Here is a 17476-nt window from a genome sequence, read left to right on the forward strand (position 1 = left end):
TCGTTTAAAAATAAAAAATAATGTCAAAATGTCGTTTTTCTAAGCCGTATCACGGATATAACCTTATTTTTTCAAAAAGTATTTGCATAATAAAAATAGAACTGTGATATTTGCATCACTGAATCGGAAACGATTTAAACGCCTCCTTAGCTCAGCTGGTAGAGCAACTGACTTGTAATCAGTAGGTCATTGGTTCGATCCCGATAGGAGGCTCAAAGAAAGCTCAACGAAGGTTGGGCTTTCTTTGTATCTTATAACTCGCTTCGTTTATTTTTTTAGAATTCTTCATACTTCCCTCGGATATTTTAATAAAATGCGATCGTCTTTTACGACAAAAAAGAAAAAAAATTTGCATAGCCGTTCCATTTCCCTATATTTGCATCACCAAAGCAAAACGGGCTATATGTCAAGATGTGATGGTTACCGCGCTCATAGCTTAACTGGATAGAGCACCTGACTACGGATCAGGAGGTTAGGGGTTCGACTCCCTTTGAGCGCACAAACAAAGCCTAATTCTTTATCGGGGATTAGGCTTTTTTTTGAACATAAAATAACAACTTATGCTAAACCTCGTCTTATTTGGTCCTCCCGGTGCAGGGAAAGGTACCCAATCAGAAAAACTCATTGAAAAATACCAATTGGTTCATATCTCCACTGGCGATATTTTCCGTGCTCATATCAAAGACCAAACTGCTTTGGGACAGCAAGTGAGTCAAATTATTGCTGACGGTAATCTTGTTCCGGACGCTATTACCATCGCCATGCTGGAAGAAGAAATTAATAAAAATCCACAAGCAAAAGGATTTATTTTTGATGGATTTCCTCGTACAGTAGCGCAGGCAGAAGCTTTAGATAAATTTCTGGAATCGATTAATGAGCACATCACGGGTGTCTTGGCATTAGACGTAACCGAAGAAGAATTGAAGCAACGTATCGCGAAACGTCAGGAAATGTCTGGTCGTGCCGACGACGCTGCAGATAAATTGACGAAACGTATCGAAGAATATTTTAATAAAACCATACATGTATTGCCGTATTATGAAGCACAAGGTAAATTGTCCAAAGTAAACGGTATTGGTGATATTGATGCGATTTTCCAGTCATTGACCGCGATTATTGACAATTATTAATTCTCCAAAGGGAAAAACAATAGCATATAGGATATGGCTCAGGGCTCAAATTTCGTGGATTATGTGAAGGTGTGTTGTCGCTCGGGGCACGGAGGAGCCGGTTCGGCACACTTACATCGGGACAAATTTACCGCCAAAGGCGGACCAGATGGAGGTGACGGTGGACGTGGTGGCCATGTTATTCTAAAAGGTTCTTCACAACATTGGACATTACTCCATTTAAAATACCGCAAGCATATCATTGCGGAAAATGGCGGACCTGGCTTAAGTGCATTGCGTACCGGAGCTAACGGAAAAGATGAATTTCTGGAAGTTCCATTAGGAACGGTTGCTAAGGATGCCGAAACCGGTGAGATCCTATTTGATATTACAGAAGACGGAGAAATCAAGATATTGACTCCCGGCGGAAAAGGTGGATTGGGTAATTGGCATTTTAAATCTGCGACACAGCAGACGCCACGTTTTGCGCAATCGGGTATGCCGGGCCAAGAGCAATGGATTATACTGGAGTTAAAAGTATTGGCAGATGTTGGATTGGTCGGTTTCCCAAATGCCGGAAAATCCACGCTGTTATCTGTCGTATCAGCCGCAAAACCTGAAATCGCAGATTATCCATTTACCACATTGGTGCCAAACCTTGGAATTGTTGGTTATCGTGATAGCAGGTCATTTGTGATGGCGGATATCCCGGGGATTATCGAAGGAGCTTCACAAGGTAAAGGTTTAGGCCATAGGTTTTTACGTCATATTGAACGTAATGCGGTTTTATTATTCATGATTCCGGCCGATACCGACCGTAGTATTGCAGAAGAATATGAGATTCTACTAAATGAGTTAACTGCCTATAACTCCGAGCTCGTGGATAAGCCGCGCCTATTGGCAATTACAAAATCAGATATGCTTGATGATGAGCTCGAAGCAGAGATGGCGGCAACATTACCAAAAGCAATACCTTCGATATTTATATCGTCCGTGTCGGGTAAAAACATCCAACAGCTGAAAGACATGATTTGGAAAGCGATTAACGATTGATATCGTCAAATAATAGGAAATAACTTGCTTTCCACCTCAATCTTAAAGTTTTCGTTAAGATAGGTGAAAAACTGTCGGTTCATGGCGCTTTCGTTTTGCTCAATTAAATAGGGTATAACAACCGTGTCTTTTTTTAAACGAAGCTTGTAATAACCAAACAGCGTATCCCGATTTTTCTGAACCGATTTTATTTCGGATACGCTCACGATATCCCGCATTAAATTAAAAGACAATGGCTGATCTTTTATGTAGTCGACTAAGACTTCGTAAGTCTCGGGATTAAAGTAAATACGCTGATCCTTAGTATATTTAATATGATTAGTGTAAACAAAAAACTGACCAATGAGGTAAAGGCTTAAGGGAATAAGGATCCAGAGTATTTTGATTTTCATTCCCAAAACTAACGCGACCAACAGGAGTAATAAGCCTATCCCAACCGTACGCAATGTACTTTTTGTTACACGTCTGATAAGTTGAGGCGAAGTATCTATTACGACAAAATGTTGACGCTGGCCGGCTCTGACAATGGACGCACTGCCTGTATTTGTCAGCATAAACCTTCTGGCAATAAGATATACCAGAAGTCCGACTAGCGCGATAATAATAAATATCTTCATTTCCTTATCTTGGAAAACCGTAACCTCTTAGTATTGCTCGGATTCATTGGGATAGTTTCCGGATTTCACGTCTGTAGCGTATTTTGTCGCCGCTTCCACGATACCACTGTACATTTCCATATAACGTCTCAAGAACTTCGGTTTGAAATCTTTGGTAAACCCAAGCATATCATTAACCACTAGTACTTGTCCGTCGCACCCATTTCCTGCACCGATACCAACGGTAGGGATGGAAAGTGATTCACTGACTTCTTTAGCAAGTTTTGCCGGTATTTTTTCCAGTACAATAGCAAAGCAACCTATTTCTTGAAGAGCCAACGCATCCGACTTCAGTTTCTCTGCTTCGGCTTCCTCTTGTGCCCGAACGCCGAATGTACCAAATTTATTAATGGATTGCGGTGTAAGACCTAAATGTCCACAAACAGGAATACCCGCATCGATAATCTTCTTAATATTGTCCAAAATCTCGATACCACCTTCCAGTTTCAACGCGTGAGCACCTGATTCTTTCATTATCCGAACAGCCGACTTGAAAGCATCTTCTGGTGTGCCCTGGTATTCACCAAAGGGAAGATCAACCAATACCAATGCACGTTTTGCACCCCTTGCTACCGCACTGGCGTGATATATCATGTGATCTAAAGTGATAGGTAACGTGGTTTCGTATCCTGCAAAAACATTTGCTGCAGAATCCCCAACCAATAAAACGTCGATACCCGCTTCGTCTAATGCGCGTGCAGTAGAGTAATCATATGCTGTGAGCATACTCACTTTTTCACCATTTGCTTTCATCGCCAAAATGGTGTTCGTGGTTACTCGTTTGATTATTTTATTTACTGACATTGCTTGTAGTTTGATGAGACAAAGCTAATAAAAAGTTATAGAAGTCGAGGATGTTAAAGGTATTTCTGTATTTTTGCGTTTATGCAAAAAAGCGACAATCGTTTATTTAAATTTCCGAAATTTCAAGATCTGATCATTTTTGAGGACGATAACCTCATTGTCATTAATAAACCGCCATTTGTAGCTTCGTTAGATAACAGGAGCGGAGATGAGGTGAATATTTTACGCCTTGCAAAAAAATACCACCCGGATGCCCAAGTGTGCCACCGCTTGGACAAAGATACTTCCGGCCTACTTTTATTGGCGAAGAATCCCGAAACATATCGTTTGGTTTCTATCGAGTTTGAACGCAGGCGCGTAGATAAAATATACCATGCCATTATCAGTGGTACACATACATTTGCAAACCTGTCGGTAGATTTACCTATTCTGAACCAAGGGAATAAAAATGTTTCCATCGATCGCGCTAATGGGAAACCGGCTGAAACTATTTTTAATTCCATCCGATACTTCCGACATTTTACACTGGTTGAGTGTAAACCGATTACCGGCCGTATGCACCAGATCCGTATCCATCTGGCTACCCAGCGGGCGGCTATTGTGGGTGATGAGATGTATAAAGGCAAACCGGTTTATTTGTCGCAGATCAAGAAAAGAGGTTTTACGATGACAAAAGGAGAGGAGGAACAACCGATTATGAAACGTTTTGCCTTACATGCGCATCAAATCCGCTTTTCTATTGAAGGAAAAGAATATCATTTTGAAGCACCATATCCGAAAGATTTTGCTACCTTGTTAAAACTACTGGAAAAGTTTGATAGCTAATGGAGAACCCTTTACAGTTGCTTTACACGATGTAATGATACAGAGACGGAGTCAATACGTCTCACAAATCTAGATAAAATGAATAAGAAGAAAGTTTGGAAGATAGTTAGTAATATCGTATTTGTGGGGTTGATTATTTTATTGATCCTGCCGAGTGGGCGCACATGGGTGCAACAGGGATTGATGAAAATTGGCTTATTTAAGCCTAAATTGGAAAAACCGGAAGAAATACCTGATCAGCATGGAGAAATTGAAGTACCCTCGAGTAGCAATTATGCGGGGGTTGCTTTTTCAGACGATAACGGAGAAGTAGTAAATATACCGGATTTAAAAGGGAAGGTTGTCTTCTTGAATTTTTGGGCAACCTGGTGTCCTCCTTGTAAAGCGGAAATGCCTTCTATCCAAGTGTTGAAAGATAAATTTAAGGATAACGACCAAGTAGCTTTCCTCATCGTCGAAATCGAAGGCGAAAAAGAAAAAGCACGCGGTTTTATGCAACAAGGCAATATGGACCTACCTATTTATTATCCAGAGAGTCAAATTCCGGGCGAATGGTTGGGGGGAGCTATCCCCACGACAGTTATTTTGGATAAAACAGGAAAGATTGCTGCGCAGCATGAAGGCATGGCGGATTATTCTCGCACAGAGGTATCCGACTTTATTACAGAATTAACCCATCAATAAGCATGACTAGAGCAGCGTTAGTTGAGCAAATTAAAATAAAAAAAAGCTTTTTGTGTGTAGGATTGGACACCGATATGACCAAGATACCTACCCACCTGTTAGACGACGAAGATCCTATCTTTTCTTTTAATAAAGCCATTATTGAGGCAACAGAGGATCTTTGTGTGGCATATAAGCCTAATATCGCCTTTTATGAATGTTACGGCGCAAAAGGATGGCAATCGTTACAAAAAACTTGGGAAATCCTGCCCAAAAACTGTTTGAGCATTGCTGATGCCAAGCGGGGTGATATTGGCAATACTTCTACCCGATATGCAAAGGCATTCTTTGACCAAGAAATATCAGGGCTAGGATTTGATGCTATTACCATAGCTCCTTATATGGGCCATGATTCTGTCATTCCATTTCTGGATATTCCTGATAAATGGTCTATTGTCTTAGCATTGACATCCAATCCCGGCAGTAAAGATTTCCAAAACTTTACCAATGCCTCGGGTGTGGAATTGTTTGAATATGTATTGGATAAAGTAAAAGAATGGGGCTCGCCGGAAAATACGATGTTTGTGGTGGGAGCAACCCGTGGGGAAGGATTCTTGAAAGTGCGACAACATGTTCCGGATCATTTTCTGCTTGTACCGGGTGTTGGTGCGCAGGGAGGTTCTTTACAAGAGGTGTGCCAATACGGTATGAATAAAGAATGTGGTCTGTTGGTAAACAGCACCCGTGGCGTTATATATGCATCTGATGGAGAGGATTTTGCGGAGCGGGCACGCGAGGAAGCATTGAAGTTACAAAAGGAGATGCAGATAGAGTTAGAAAGAGCTGAAATAATTTTGGCACAATAATTACTTATTGCTAGAGCATAAGAACAACGACTTATGTATATCCGATTTGTATCTGTCATCATTTTGCCTCTAGCATTTCTTTTCGCTTCTTGTAGCTCGATATATATGCCCAACGTGCCGGCAACACCTATGTTTCAGGGAAAAGGAGAGGTGCATGCAGCCGCTCATGCCAATATCAAAGGAAACTTAAGTGGGAGTGTAGGCGTCGCCGTAGGAAATCATATAGCTATCATAGCAAATGGTTCCTACATTGACCAAGCCGGTAACAATAATACAAATGAATTATTTAGACAACATTTGTTAGAAGGTGGCCTTGGTTATTTCACCCGGATCGGTAAGGAAAAAAGGCAAATCCTGGAAGTATATGCCGGTTACGGTATCGGATCTTCGACAGAAATTGATCGCCGGGCTTCTACAACAGGCATGATGCCGGTAGAAACAAGGGTAACGGATTTTGATAAAATTTTTGTTCAAGTAAATTACTCATCCACACGAAGACAGAAACTAAATCTATTCGGTAAGCCACGCGAGTTAAATTATGGAACCGCTATCCGTGCCAGCCGTGTGGCTATGCAGGATTTTACAATTAACGATTTGGCTAGTCCAACGGAAGAGGCCTTGTTTATCGAACCTCTTTTTTATACACGCATGGAGTTGAACAGAGGTTTTCAGATACAGTATACGAACGGCTTTAATTTTAATGTGGTGGACAACACCTACTTGAAAGCAGGAAATGCTGTATTTACATTAGGATTGACATACAATTTTGGCGGGAAAAGAAATAAAAGAAAGTAATAAATTAGATATGAAAAGAAAGAATATCAGTATCCTATGCATGGTAGTCATAGGATTATTATGGAGTGGATGTGCCGTCAATAAAAAGCAAATTGATGCACTGGCCAAATGTGATTATACGGTTGAGTCCCTTCAGGATATCCGTTTGGCCGGCAAGGACATGGACAGTTATACGGGAAAAGATGGGGTAAATTTAGCTTCCCTTCCGGGAATAGCCATGGCTATGCTAAGTCAAAATCTTCCTTTGGAAGCACAAATAAATATGAAAGTCAGTAATCCCACGACAACGACAACTAAAATTAATTCCTTTAAGTACTTAATTGAGATTCAAGGGAAACCACTTTTTGAAGGAACGGTGGATGAAAATCTTCATTTAGGAACAGGAGAGAGTACCGTAGTTCCCTTAACCTTTAAAGCGAATATCTTTGGCACAGCCAAGGAAAAAGGCGTGGAGAGCGTGCTAAATGAACTTTTTACCAAAAAAGGAGAAGGTTTTCTTGTTCTCAAAATAAAACCATCTATTAAAATCGGAAATAGTAATATTTACTATCCGGGATATATTACCGTGGATAGAAATCTGGCGAAAAGCATTGGGAAATTAGTAATGTAGGATACTACATTACTAATCCCTATTAAACGTATATCCCACCGTCCATTCGATGAAATCAGCCTTACCTTTATGGGCTTTGATAGAAATACCGGCGTTAAAGTCTTTGTAAACATAATACCGGCCACCTGCTCGTAAAAAGATAGGATTTATTTCGCCGTTGAAACTTCGTTTATGAATATAATACCCCACGTTTCCATTCAGTACGAGATTACGAGTTAATACATGTACTAAATAAAAAGATGGCCCCCCGGATAACTTAGCGCTTAATTTACCGCTATCGTCTCCGGCAATTTCATCATAGTTGCCCGAAGCAGAGTAGAATAAATCGAGTCCACCGCCCATTCTCCATTTATGTGATACATGCTTACTGGCGTAAGCGCTTAATGTGGTCTTAAAAAAACGCTCATCTTTGTCTTTGTCCAGTTGTTTCCAACCGGCTCCATAATTAATGTGATATAGTATTTTATTGCTATAGGGACCTATCTTGCTCTTGTCGGGAAGAACGGTCTGGCCATTGGGTTGATACGTAATAGAAGCTGTAATTGGAACCAGATTAACACCTTTGTTAGGCAATCTAAGAGCACCATTGGAGAAGTGGTGATAGGCTAACCCCAGTCCAACACGCCAATTGGGATTGATTTTATATTGACTCCGGATACCAAAATCAATAAAAACATTGTTCTTTGCGCCGATGACAACATTCAATGGATTAGTTTCTGGGTCGTAGGGTCTAAAGTTACCGGAAATACCGAGTCCTATGCGATAATCAAAGCCCCAACGTTTATTCCTTAAGTTTCCAAACGGAGATTGCATAAATCCATATATAGCATAAGGGCTGCCAATAATATCGGTATTAAATGTACTACTATAAAAACCTATTCCGTATATAGGATTGTTGTATAGGGCAAAGTATGGGTCGTCTGATTTTTGTATTTTCCAGCCTATTTTTAAATTAACACCATTATAATAAGCGCTTTCAAAAGTAGTGCGTCGTATATCCTTTGCTGCCAATATCCCACCGTTTTCCGTCTCCAACTCTATAATAAGCGAATTCTTTACCGGTTGTTCCAGTGGGATAGAATCTCGTTGTGCGTAAAGATTTAAATTAGCCATCAATAACGCCAATGTGAAAAATACTTTTTCCAATACCGTTTTTTAAAAAGTAATAAAATTTTGGTGCCAAAGATATTATTTTTTTTGATGTTATGATGTGTCCGTTATTCCTGAATCAGAGATATTTTAATGATTTTAGGGAACGCTTTACGAACTATATTTCTTTTGTAACTTGATTGTTGTAAAAAGGACTTAGTGTATTTTTTACAATATTATTCCTATATTTAGTTCCGATTTATAAAAATCTAGATTAACGATAATGCGAATTGTAAAGAACGGTACGTTTATTTTTACGTTCATGGTGGCTAACCTCCTTTCAAAAGCACAGGAAAAGCACGAGCGTTACATTCAGAAAGTAGAGGGAACTCATTTGGAATTTTCCATGGAAGCTATCCCTAGAGGAACATTTCTCATGGGGAGTGATAAATCTAATAAAGAAGATGAAACACCTGTTCATCAAGTGGAACTTGACCCGTTTTGGATGGGAACTTATGAAGTAACTTGGGATCTATATGAACCTTTTGTATATAAAGACCTGGAGCAAACTATTTCGTTAGATGGTCAAGTGGCGTCTGCAATTGATGCAGTTACACGTCCTACAAAACCGTATTTGGATATGACGTTCGGCATGGGTAAAGAAGGACATCCTGCGTTGGCGATGACACATTATAATGCTATCCAGTTTTGTAAATGGCTTTACACGCGCACAGGCGTGTTTTATCGTTTGCCTACGGAAGCTGAGTGGGAGTATGCCTGTCGTGCAGGATCTACATCCGAATATTTTTTTGGTGACGATGCAAACCAATTAACTGAATACGCTTGGTTTGCAGCAAACAGTAATGAAAAAACTGCTCGTGTCGGACAGAAAAAACCAAATGCCTGGGGATTATACGATATGGTGGGAAATGTGGCTGAATGGACATTTGATCAATATGTACCTGATTATTACAAGCAGTTTGAAGGTAAAACAGCGAAAAACCCGATTGCTGTACCGACAGAACTTTACCCGCACAGTGTAAGAGGAGGTTCTTTCGATAGTCAAGCTGATGAACTTCGATCTGCCGCTCGTATGGCGTCTGATCCGATATGGAAGCAGCTAGATCCGCAAATACCAAAATCCAATTGGTGGTTTCCAGAAGCACCATTCGTTGGATTGCGTCTTGTTAGACCTGTAAATCCCCCATCACAGGAGGAGATCATGGCTTATTACAATCAAGAACCTATAAAAGACTTTTAGTAAATAGATTATAATACCTGAACTAATGCAACATTTTAAAAGGAGAGATTTTATTAAAGCGGGATCAGCCCTAACAGGGGCGGCCGCATTATCGTCCATACCGGTATCTAGTGTGTTTGCCGCTGGGAGCGATGTTATCAAGATTGCATTGATTGGCTGTGGCGGACGTGGTACCGGCGCTACATTTGATGCTTTTGCTTCCGGGCAAAACATTAAATTGGTCGCAATGGCGGATGCCTTTCAAGATAATTTAGAAAAAACTTACCAAACCATAAAGGAAAAGTTTGGGGATAAAGTGGACGTGCCAGACAGTCGTAAATACGTTGGTTTTGATGCCTACAAAGCAGCCATTCAGGATGCGGATGTCGTATTACTGACTACGCCTCCGGGATTTCGTCCTATACATTTTGAGGAGGCTGTAAAGGCCGGCAAACATATTTTTATGGAGAAGCCCGTTGCAGTTGATATTCCGGGTATAAGGAAGGTGCTCGCTGCAGCGGAGGAAGCCAAAAAGAAAAAATTAAATGTAGTCGTGGGTTTGCAACGCCGTTACCAAACCAATTATAGGGAAGCAATTAAACGCATACAAGATGGCGCTATCGGAGATGTGGTTTCCGGTCAGGTTTACTGGAACAGCGGCGGGGTATGGGTTCGCCCCCGCAAGCCAGAACAAACCGAAATGGAATATCAGATGCGGAATTGGTTTTATTTCAATTGGCTTTGTGGCGACCACATTGTCGAACAACATGTTCATAATATCGACATCGCCAATTGGGTGAAAGGAAAGTATCCTGTTGCTATTCAAGGTACGGGTAGTCGAGCACATCGTACAGGTAAGGATTATGGGGAGATCTATGATAATTTCGCCATTGAACTCACATATGATGACGGTGCTGTGGTATATAGCCAATGTAGGCATTTTGAGGGTGTGTCCAATCGAGTAGACGAAACCTTTCAGGCGACAAGTGGTCGTGCTTACCTTTCGGCGGGAAACCAAGCAATATTGTGGGATGCTAAAGGGAACGAGATATACCGGCATGATCCCAAAGGGAATCCAAATGCCTATCGACAGGAACATAAAGAGCTGTTTGCGGCGATAGCGAAAAATGAATACGCTTTTGACGACACACAACATGGGGCATATAGTACGCTCACGGGTATCATCGGCCGTATAGCCTGTTATACAGGTAAAGTAATTAAATGGGATGAGGCCATAACTTCAGCAGTTGATTTATCTCCCGACATATACGCTTGGGATGCATTGCCTAAAATCGTTCCGAATGAAAATGGGGAATACCCTTACGCTATTCCTGGGAAAAACACGGAACTTTATATCTAGAGCGTGTTAAAAGGTATATGCATATTATATTTAATATCCTTAGGTTGTTTAGCTTACGCTCAACAACCTAAATTTCTTATTGATGGACAAGCGCAGGGTACATCTTATCGTATCCAATACTATGCGCCAAATTCTATCGTTTCTAAAATAGAGATAGATAGTGTGTTGAACGTCATTGACCAATCTATGTCGCTATATGATAATCAATCCCTTATATCGGCTTTTAACAAGGAAGACAAAAGCGTAGAATTGGACGACCACATGGCGAATGTAGTACGACGTTCGTTTGATTTGAACCGTATGTCAAATGGAGCTTTTGACATCACCGTAATGCCTCTTGTAGGCATATGGGGATTTGGCCCCAATCGTATTCTTACGCTTCCTCAACCGCAGACCATTGACAGCATATTGCAGTTTGTGGGAATGGATAAACTTGTCTTAGATGGCAATACACTAATTAAGAAAGATAGAAGAGTACAAGTAGATCTAAATGGAATAGCACAGGGATATTCCGTGGATGTTATTTCTCAATTCCTGGACAGCAGGGGTATTGAAAGCTATTTGGTTGAATTAGGTGGGGAAATAAAAGTAAAAGGTTATAAGGACGTTAACGTTCCTTTTGAGATTGCTATCGAAAGTCCGCAGAATGCAAAGTATTCAAATGTTGTGTTGCAATTAACGGATAAGGCGGTGACTACATCTGGAAATTATAGACGAGCATTTGATTTAGAAGGACGTCGTATTCATCACCATATAAATCCGCATGACGGCTATCCGATACAAAATAATGTGGCTAGTGTTACGGTTATAGCACCTACTGCGATGGATGCAGATGGTTACGACAATGTATTTATGGCCATGACGCCAGAAGATGGTGTAAATCTAGCAAACAAGCTTGAAGACATCGAAATCTATATTATTTATAAGGATAACGCCGGGTTTAAAGAAGCATTTTCAGCAGGCTTTCACCGATACGTAAAGAATAATTAACCGATTAAATTTAATATAATGAAACGAGGAGATTTTATAAAAAGTGGTGCGGCGCTTATCGGAAGTGCAACACTTTTAGGAAATGAAACGATGGCAACAACGAAACTAAATAAAGAAGGCGCGGCCTTCCAATTGGATTATGCCCCACATCAAGGTATGTTTTCGGCGACTGCCGGTAAAAACTTTGTGGACGAAATTAAGTACATGCACGAGTTGGGCTTCCGTAGTATCGAAGATAATGGTTTACCAACCCGACCGGTAGAAGAACAAACCAAGATAGGAGAGACCTTGGCAAAATTAGGTATGCGCATGGGCGTGTTTGTTGTGCCAAAAGGAGGAAACGGAGCCAATACGTTGGCTGCTGGGAAACAGGAACATATTGATATTTTCTTGAAAGGATGTAGAGAATCTGTGGAAGTAGCAAAACGTGTAAATGCTAAATGGGTAACGGTTGTTCCGGGCGACTATCAACGTAATTTGCCCATAGGTGTGCAAACAGCTAATGTGATCGAAGGGTTAAAACGTGGCGCTGAGATTTTCGAACCGCATGGCATTACCATGGTATTAGAGCCTCTAAGCGATACCCCGGATTTATTTCTTCGCTTTACCGATCAAACCTATGAGATTTGTAAGGCAGTAGCCAGCCCGTCTTGTAAAATTTTATATGATGCTTACCACCAACAAAAAAATGAGGGCAATCTTATCAATCTCATAAATATGTGTTGGAGTGAAATTGCTTATATTCAAGTAGGAGACAATCCAGGACGAAAAGAGCCTACTACAGGCGAGATTAATTTCAAAAATGTGTTCAAATGGTTGAAAGAAAAAGGATATACAGGTATTGTAGGAATGGAACATGGTATGTCAAAATCTGGTGTGGAGGGAGAGAAGGCTTTGGTCGATGCCTATCGGGAGGTAGACAATTTTTAAGCACATTATATAATATAAAGGAGAAGTAATATATTTATACAAAATAAACCTATTATCAGATGTCAACATCCATAAGATTTAAATTGTCTTTTATGATGTTCCTCGAATTTTTTATTTGGGGGGCATGGTTCGTAACGTTAGGAACTTTCCTGATTCAAAACTTACAAGCAGAACCCTTTCAGATTTCCAACGTATTTTCGACGCAATCACTAGGCGCTATTATTGCACCTTTTATTATCGGTATGATTGCAGACCGATATTTTAACGCGGAAAGAATTCTAGCTATATTACATTTAATCGGTGCAGTTTTGATGTTCCAAATGTACAAAGCGACCGATATTGCTACTTTTTATCCTTACGTTTTGGCGTATATGATTATTTATATGCCTACGTTAGCGTTAGTAAACTCGGTTTCTTTCAGACAACTAACAAATCCTGAGACTCAATTTTCAAGCATTCGCGTTTGGGGTACAATCGGATGGATTATAGCTGGTTTGGCTATTAGCTTCTTATTCCAATGGGATTCGCCAGAAGGAGCGCAAGAGGGGGCTTTGCGAAATACGTTTTTGATGGCAGGTATTGCATCGGCGGTATTAGGGTTGTTCTCTTTTACCTTGCCCAAAACACCTCCGATAAAAGTGGATTCAACTGAAAAACCTTCATTTGCTTCTATCATCGGATTAGACGCTGTAAAGCTATTGAAAGATAGAAACTTTTTGATTTTCTTTATTTCATCTATTTTAATATGCATACCCTTAGCTTTTTATTATTCCAATGCCAATCCATTTTTGGTAGAAATTGGTTTATCAAATGCAACGGGAAAAATGGCAATCGGACAGGTTTCGGAAGCCGTATTCTTGTTATTGTTACCCGTATTGTTTGTGCGTTTTGGTTTTAAGAAGACCATTCTAATCGGTATGTTGGCATGGGTGATACGTTATCTCTTATTCGCATACGGAAATGCTGGAGATTTGTCATTCATGTTAATTATCGGCATCGCTTTGCATGGTATATGCTACGATTTCTTCTTTGTATCGGGACAAATTTATACCGATAGCAAAGCGGGAGTAAAATATAAAAGTGCTGCTCAAGGATTGATTACCTTAGCAACTTACGGTATCGGGCAACTAATAGGTTTTTGGGTTGCAGGCTTTATAGGAGATAAATACCAAAGTATAAAAGAAACAGATGTAGCTGCGTTCTGGCAACAAACATGGATTGTGCCAGCTGGTATTGCATTTGTTGTCATGATCTTATTCATGATTCTATTTAAAAATGAAAAGATAGAGAGTAAAACAGTATAAAAAACAAATTAAAAAAATAGAAAAGGTATGGCAGATAATGTTTATGATGCAATTGTCATCGGATCAGGCATCAGTGGTGGTTGGGCTGCGAAAGAGTTGACAGAGAAAGGACTGAAAACGATTATGCTGGAGCGTGGACGGAATGTTGAGCATGTAAAAGACTATCACGCAAACAAACACACTTGGGAATATCCGCATAGAGGAGGGCGTACCAAGCAAATGGAAAAAGATTATCCCGTATTGAAACGAGATTATCCGCTAAATGAGAAAAACCTTGATTTTTGGGTAAATGAACAAGAAAGTCCCTATACAGAAGTTAAGCGATTTGATTGGTACCGTGGTTATCATGTAGGTGGTCGTTCGCTTATGTGGGGACGTCAGAGTTATCGTTTCTCCGATTTAGATTTTGAGGCAAATATAAAAGACGGACATGGTACAGACTGGCCAATCCGGTATGCGGATATTGCACCTTGGTACAGTTATGCTGAAAAATGGGCAGGTATTTCTGGTAATCGAGACGGACTGGATGTATTACCGGACGGAGATTTCTTGCCGCCGATGGATTTTAACATCGTAGAGAAAGATTTGGCGGCACGTCTAAAAAAAGAATACGGTGGAAACCGCCATTTTATCATGGGCCGTACAGCCAATATCACGAAACCCCTTCCAGGACGGGTTAACTGTCAGTACCAGAATCAATGTTCACTAGGGTGTAACTTTGGTGCATATTTCAGTACACAGTCGTCAACCTTACCACCAGCAATGGCAACAGGCAATTTGACGCTTCGTCCGTTCTCTATCGTAACACGTATTCTGTACGATAAGGATACTCAAAAAGCGACAGGAGTGGAGATTGTTGATGCAGAGACAAACCAAACCTATGAGTTTCACGCCAAAGTCATCTTCGTATGTGCTTCGGCATTCAATTCAACGTGGGTATTGATGAACTCGGCTACTGATGTTTGGGAAGGTGGTTTAGGAAGTAGTTCAGGCGAACTTGGTCATAATGCTATGGATCACCATTTTCGTTGTGGTGCAAGTGGTACTGTAGAGGGCTATGAAGATAAATATATCTTTGGGCGACGTCCAACAGGACTATATGTGCCTAGATTCGTAAATGTACCGGGTGATGATAAAAAACGTGATTACGTTCGCGGCTTCGGTTACCAAGGTGCGGCAAGTCGTGGTAGATGGCAAGGTGAAGTTGCTGAAATGAGCGTTGGTGGTGATTGGAAAGATGCAATGTTAGAACCGGGAAACTGGAGCATAGGATTTGGCGCATTTGGTGAAATCTTACCATATCATGAAAATAGAATCTACTTAGATAAAGATAAGAAAGATAAATGGGGATTACCGGTGTTGGCTATGGATATGGAAATTAAGGAGAATGAGTGGAAAATGCGTCCGGATATGATGGATGAGATGAAGGAGATGTTGGAGAAAATTGGCGTTAAAAATGTTAGAACCTACGATAACACCTATGGTTTCGGTCAAGGAATCCACGAAATGGGAACGGCTCGTATGGGAACTGAATCGAAAAACTCCGTGTTGAATAAACATAACCAAGTGTGGGATGCGAAAAACGTCTTTGTAACAGACGGTGCTGCGATGGCATCCGCTGCTTGTGTGAATCCATCATTGACCTATATGGCTTTAACGGCGCGTGCCGTGGATTTCGCTGTTAGCGAACTTAAGAAAGGAAATCTATAACTTAGCTTTAATACAATAAAAGTATCAAATCATGAAAGAAACAAATAGTTCAAGGAGGAATTTCATAAAAAGTGCAGCTTTAGCCGCAGCAGGTTTTATGATTGTTCCTCGTCATGTACTGGGCGGAAAAGGATTTATTGCGCCGAGCGATAAGTTAAACATTGCCGGCATTGGTGTGGGAGGTAAAGGTTACGGAGACATTATGTCTTTTCATAAAAGTGGAAAAGCAGAAATCGCATTTTTATGTGACGTAGATGATCGTCGCGCTGCCGGAGCGGTAAAAAACTTTCCAAAGGCAAAATACTACAGGGATTATAGGGAGATGTTGGACAAGGAGCACAAGCATATAGATGCTGTATCTATTTCTTCTCCTGATCATAATCACGCTATCCAAACGTTAGCTGCAATGGAGTTAGGTAAGCACGTGTATGTGCAGAAACCGTTGACACACGATGTTTGGGAAGCGCGTGTGCTAACAGACGCTGCAAAAAAATATAAGGTCGTGACACAAATGGGAAACCAGGGAGCGTCCAACGATGGCCCACGTGAGATCAGGGAATGGTATGAAGCCGGTCTAATAGGCGATGTGCATACCATATACTGTTGGACAGATAGACCGGTATGGCCTTCGGGGATTCCGTGGCCAACCCAAACGGCACCTGTGCCGAATGAGTTGGATTGGGATCTTTGGTTAGGAACAGCTCCATACAAAGACTATATCGAAAAATTGGTACCATTCAACTGGCGGGGTTGGTGGGATTACGGAACCGGCGCATTAGGTGACATGGGCTGTCATCTTTTGGAAGTGCCTTTTAGCACTTTAGGGTTACAATATGTACAGGATGTACAGGCTACAGTGGGTACAATCTATGTTGATGAATTTAAACGAGGCTACTTCCCTGAAAGTTGTCCACCGTCGAGCCATGTTACCATGACATTCCCTAAAACGGATAAGAACGGCGGACCAGTTACGTTGCATTGGATGGATGGTGGTATCCAACCAGCCCGTCCGGATGAATTAGAGCCTAACGAAGTTTTCGGTGATGGCGGAAATGGTATTTTATTTATTGGCACAAAAGGTAAATTATTGGCCGATACCTATGGCGATAACGCCCGATTACTTCCTACTACCCGTAAAGAAAGCGTAGCACAGAAATATGCACGTGTTCCGGGAAAGGCAAGTGGACACTATGCCCAATGGGTAGAAGCTTGTATCGCAGGCTATGGAAACATGGAAGTTAGTGCACCATTTGAAATTTCGGGCCCCCTTACAGAAGCCATCTTAATGGCCAACTTGGCGATTCGTGGAGCAGATCTCAACGTAGACGGTAAGTTCCCAGGCCGGAACCTCAAATTATTGTGGGATAAAGATGCAATGAAAGTAACCAACTTTGATATCGTAAATCAATTTGTGAAACGGGAATACCGTCAAGGATGGGAGATAAATTATAATATTTAATTTTAAACAAATT

Annotated in this window: 17 protein-coding genes and 2 tRNA genes; 16 read left to right on the forward strand and 3 right to left on the reverse strand. The window is 40.9% G+C overall.

The features are described from left to right. The first annotated feature begins 140 nt into the window (after positions 1-140). From FXV77_RS20925 to obgE, 4 genes are all read left to right on the forward strand, one after another. A tRNA-Thr gene (locus FXV77_RS20925) sits at positions 141-213 on the forward strand. A gap of 212 nt (positions 214-425) precedes the next feature. Next, a tRNA-Arg gene (locus FXV77_RS20930) sits at positions 426-499 on the forward strand. A 61-nt stretch (positions 500-560) separates the two neighbouring features. After that, positions 561-1130: an adenylate kinase gene (locus FXV77_RS20935; protein ID WP_148921199.1), complete on the forward strand. Its 570-nt coding sequence runs from the start codon at positions 561-563 to the stop codon at positions 1128-1130. A gap of 33 nt (positions 1131-1163) precedes the next feature. Next, positions 1164-2162 carry a GTPase ObgE gene (gene obgE, locus FXV77_RS20940; RefSeq protein WP_148921200.1) on the forward strand — a complete coding sequence of 333 codons (999 nt, stop codon included), beginning with the start codon at positions 1164-1166 and terminating at the stop codon, positions 2160-2162. A 5-nt stretch (positions 2163-2167) separates the two neighbouring features. On the opposite strand, the gene FXV77_RS20945 is transcribed toward obgE, so the two are convergent. Further along, positions 2168-2779: a hypothetical protein gene (locus FXV77_RS20945; RefSeq protein ID WP_148921201.1), complete on the reverse strand. Its 612-nt coding sequence runs from the start codon at positions 2777-2779 to the stop codon at positions 2168-2170. Positions 2780-2806: 27 nt separating this feature from the next. Beyond that, positions 2807-3622, reverse strand: a complete 816-nt coding sequence (panB, locus tag FXV77_RS20950; protein WP_148921202.1) for a 3-methyl-2-oxobutanoate hydroxymethyltransferase — start codon at positions 3620-3622, stop codon at positions 2807-2809. Positions 3623-3703: 81 nt separating this feature from the next. On the opposite strand from panB, the gene FXV77_RS20955 reads away from it, so the two are divergent. The 5 genes from FXV77_RS20955 to FXV77_RS20975 all read left to right on the forward strand — a co-directional run bounded on the left by FXV77_RS20955 (position 3704) and on the right by FXV77_RS20975 (position 7381). Then, positions 3704-4447, forward strand: a complete 744-nt coding sequence (locus FXV77_RS20955) for an RluA family pseudouridine synthase (RefSeq protein WP_148921203.1) — start codon at positions 3704-3706, stop codon at positions 4445-4447. A 78-nt stretch (positions 4448-4525) separates the two neighbouring features. Further along, positions 4526-5131: a TlpA family protein disulfide reductase gene (locus FXV77_RS20960; RefSeq protein WP_148921204.1), complete on the forward strand. Its 606-nt coding sequence runs from the start codon at positions 4526-4528 to the stop codon at positions 5129-5131. Positions 5132-5133: 2 nt separating this feature from the next. Next, positions 5134-5976, forward strand: coding sequence for an orotidine-5'-phosphate decarboxylase (pyrF, locus tag FXV77_RS20965; RefSeq protein WP_148921205.1), 843 nt, complete (start codon positions 5134-5136; stop codon positions 5974-5976). 33 nt (positions 5977-6009) lie between these two features. Next, entirely contained in the window at positions 6010-6771 is a 762-nt protein-coding gene (locus FXV77_RS20970) for a hypothetical protein (RefSeq protein WP_148921206.1), read from the forward strand. Positions 6772-6781: 10 nt separating this feature from the next. Next, positions 6782-7381: a hypothetical protein gene (locus tag FXV77_RS20975; protein ID WP_148921207.1), complete on the forward strand. Its 600-nt coding sequence runs from the start codon at positions 6782-6784 to the stop codon at positions 7379-7381. Positions 7382-7393: 12 nt separating this feature from the next. Here the strand turns inward: FXV77_RS20975 and FXV77_RS20980 are convergent, their stop codons facing one another. Then, a complete protein-coding gene (locus tag FXV77_RS20980) occupies positions 7394-8527 on the reverse strand; it encodes an acyloxyacyl hydrolase (RefSeq protein ID WP_246162547.1) in 1134 nt (377 codons plus the stop codon). A gap of 226 nt (positions 8528-8753) precedes the next feature. Between FXV77_RS20980 and FXV77_RS20985 the strand changes: the two genes are divergently transcribed. From FXV77_RS20985 to FXV77_RS21015, 7 genes are read left to right on the forward strand one after another with little or no spacing between them, the layout of a single operon-like run. Then, on the forward strand, positions 8754-9731 hold the full coding sequence (locus FXV77_RS20985) for a formylglycine-generating enzyme family protein (RefSeq protein ID WP_246162548.1): 978 nt from the start codon (positions 8754-8756) through the stop codon (positions 9729-9731). A 25-nt stretch (positions 9732-9756) separates the two neighbouring features. After that, complete coding sequence (locus FXV77_RS20990) at positions 9757-11070, forward strand: Gfo/Idh/MocA family oxidoreductase (RefSeq protein ID WP_148921208.1); 1314 nt, start codon at positions 9757-9759, stop codon at positions 11068-11070. A 3-nt stretch (positions 11071-11073) separates the two neighbouring features. Next, positions 11074-12060: an FAD:protein FMN transferase gene (locus FXV77_RS20995; protein ID WP_148921209.1), complete on the forward strand. Its 987-nt coding sequence runs from the start codon at positions 11074-11076 to the stop codon at positions 12058-12060. Positions 12061-12078: 18 nt separating this feature from the next. Next, positions 12079-12990, forward strand: coding sequence for a hydroxypyruvate isomerase family protein (locus tag FXV77_RS21000; protein ID WP_148921210.1), 912 nt, complete (start codon positions 12079-12081; stop codon positions 12988-12990). A gap of 59 nt (positions 12991-13049) precedes the next feature. After that, on the forward strand, positions 13050-14294 hold the full coding sequence (locus FXV77_RS21005) for an MFS transporter (protein ID WP_148921211.1): 1245 nt from the start codon (positions 13050-13052) through the stop codon (positions 14292-14294). Between the two features lie 27 nt (positions 14295-14321). Further along, entirely contained in the window at positions 14322-16004 is a 1683-nt protein-coding gene (locus FXV77_RS21010; protein WP_148921212.1) for a GMC oxidoreductase, read from the forward strand. A 31-nt stretch (positions 16005-16035) separates the two neighbouring features. Then, positions 16036-17463 carry a Gfo/Idh/MocA family protein gene (locus FXV77_RS21015; RefSeq protein ID WP_187444206.1) on the forward strand — a complete coding sequence of 476 codons (1428 nt, stop codon included), beginning with the start codon at positions 16036-16038 and terminating at the stop codon, positions 17461-17463. Positions 17464-17476: the final 13 nt, after the last annotated feature.

Origin of the sequence: Sphingobacterium phlebotomi (assembly GCF_008180195.1) — a bacterium.
Classification (GTDB): domain Bacteria; phylum Bacteroidota; class Bacteroidia; order Sphingobacteriales; family Sphingobacteriaceae; genus Sphingobacterium; species Sphingobacterium phlebotomi.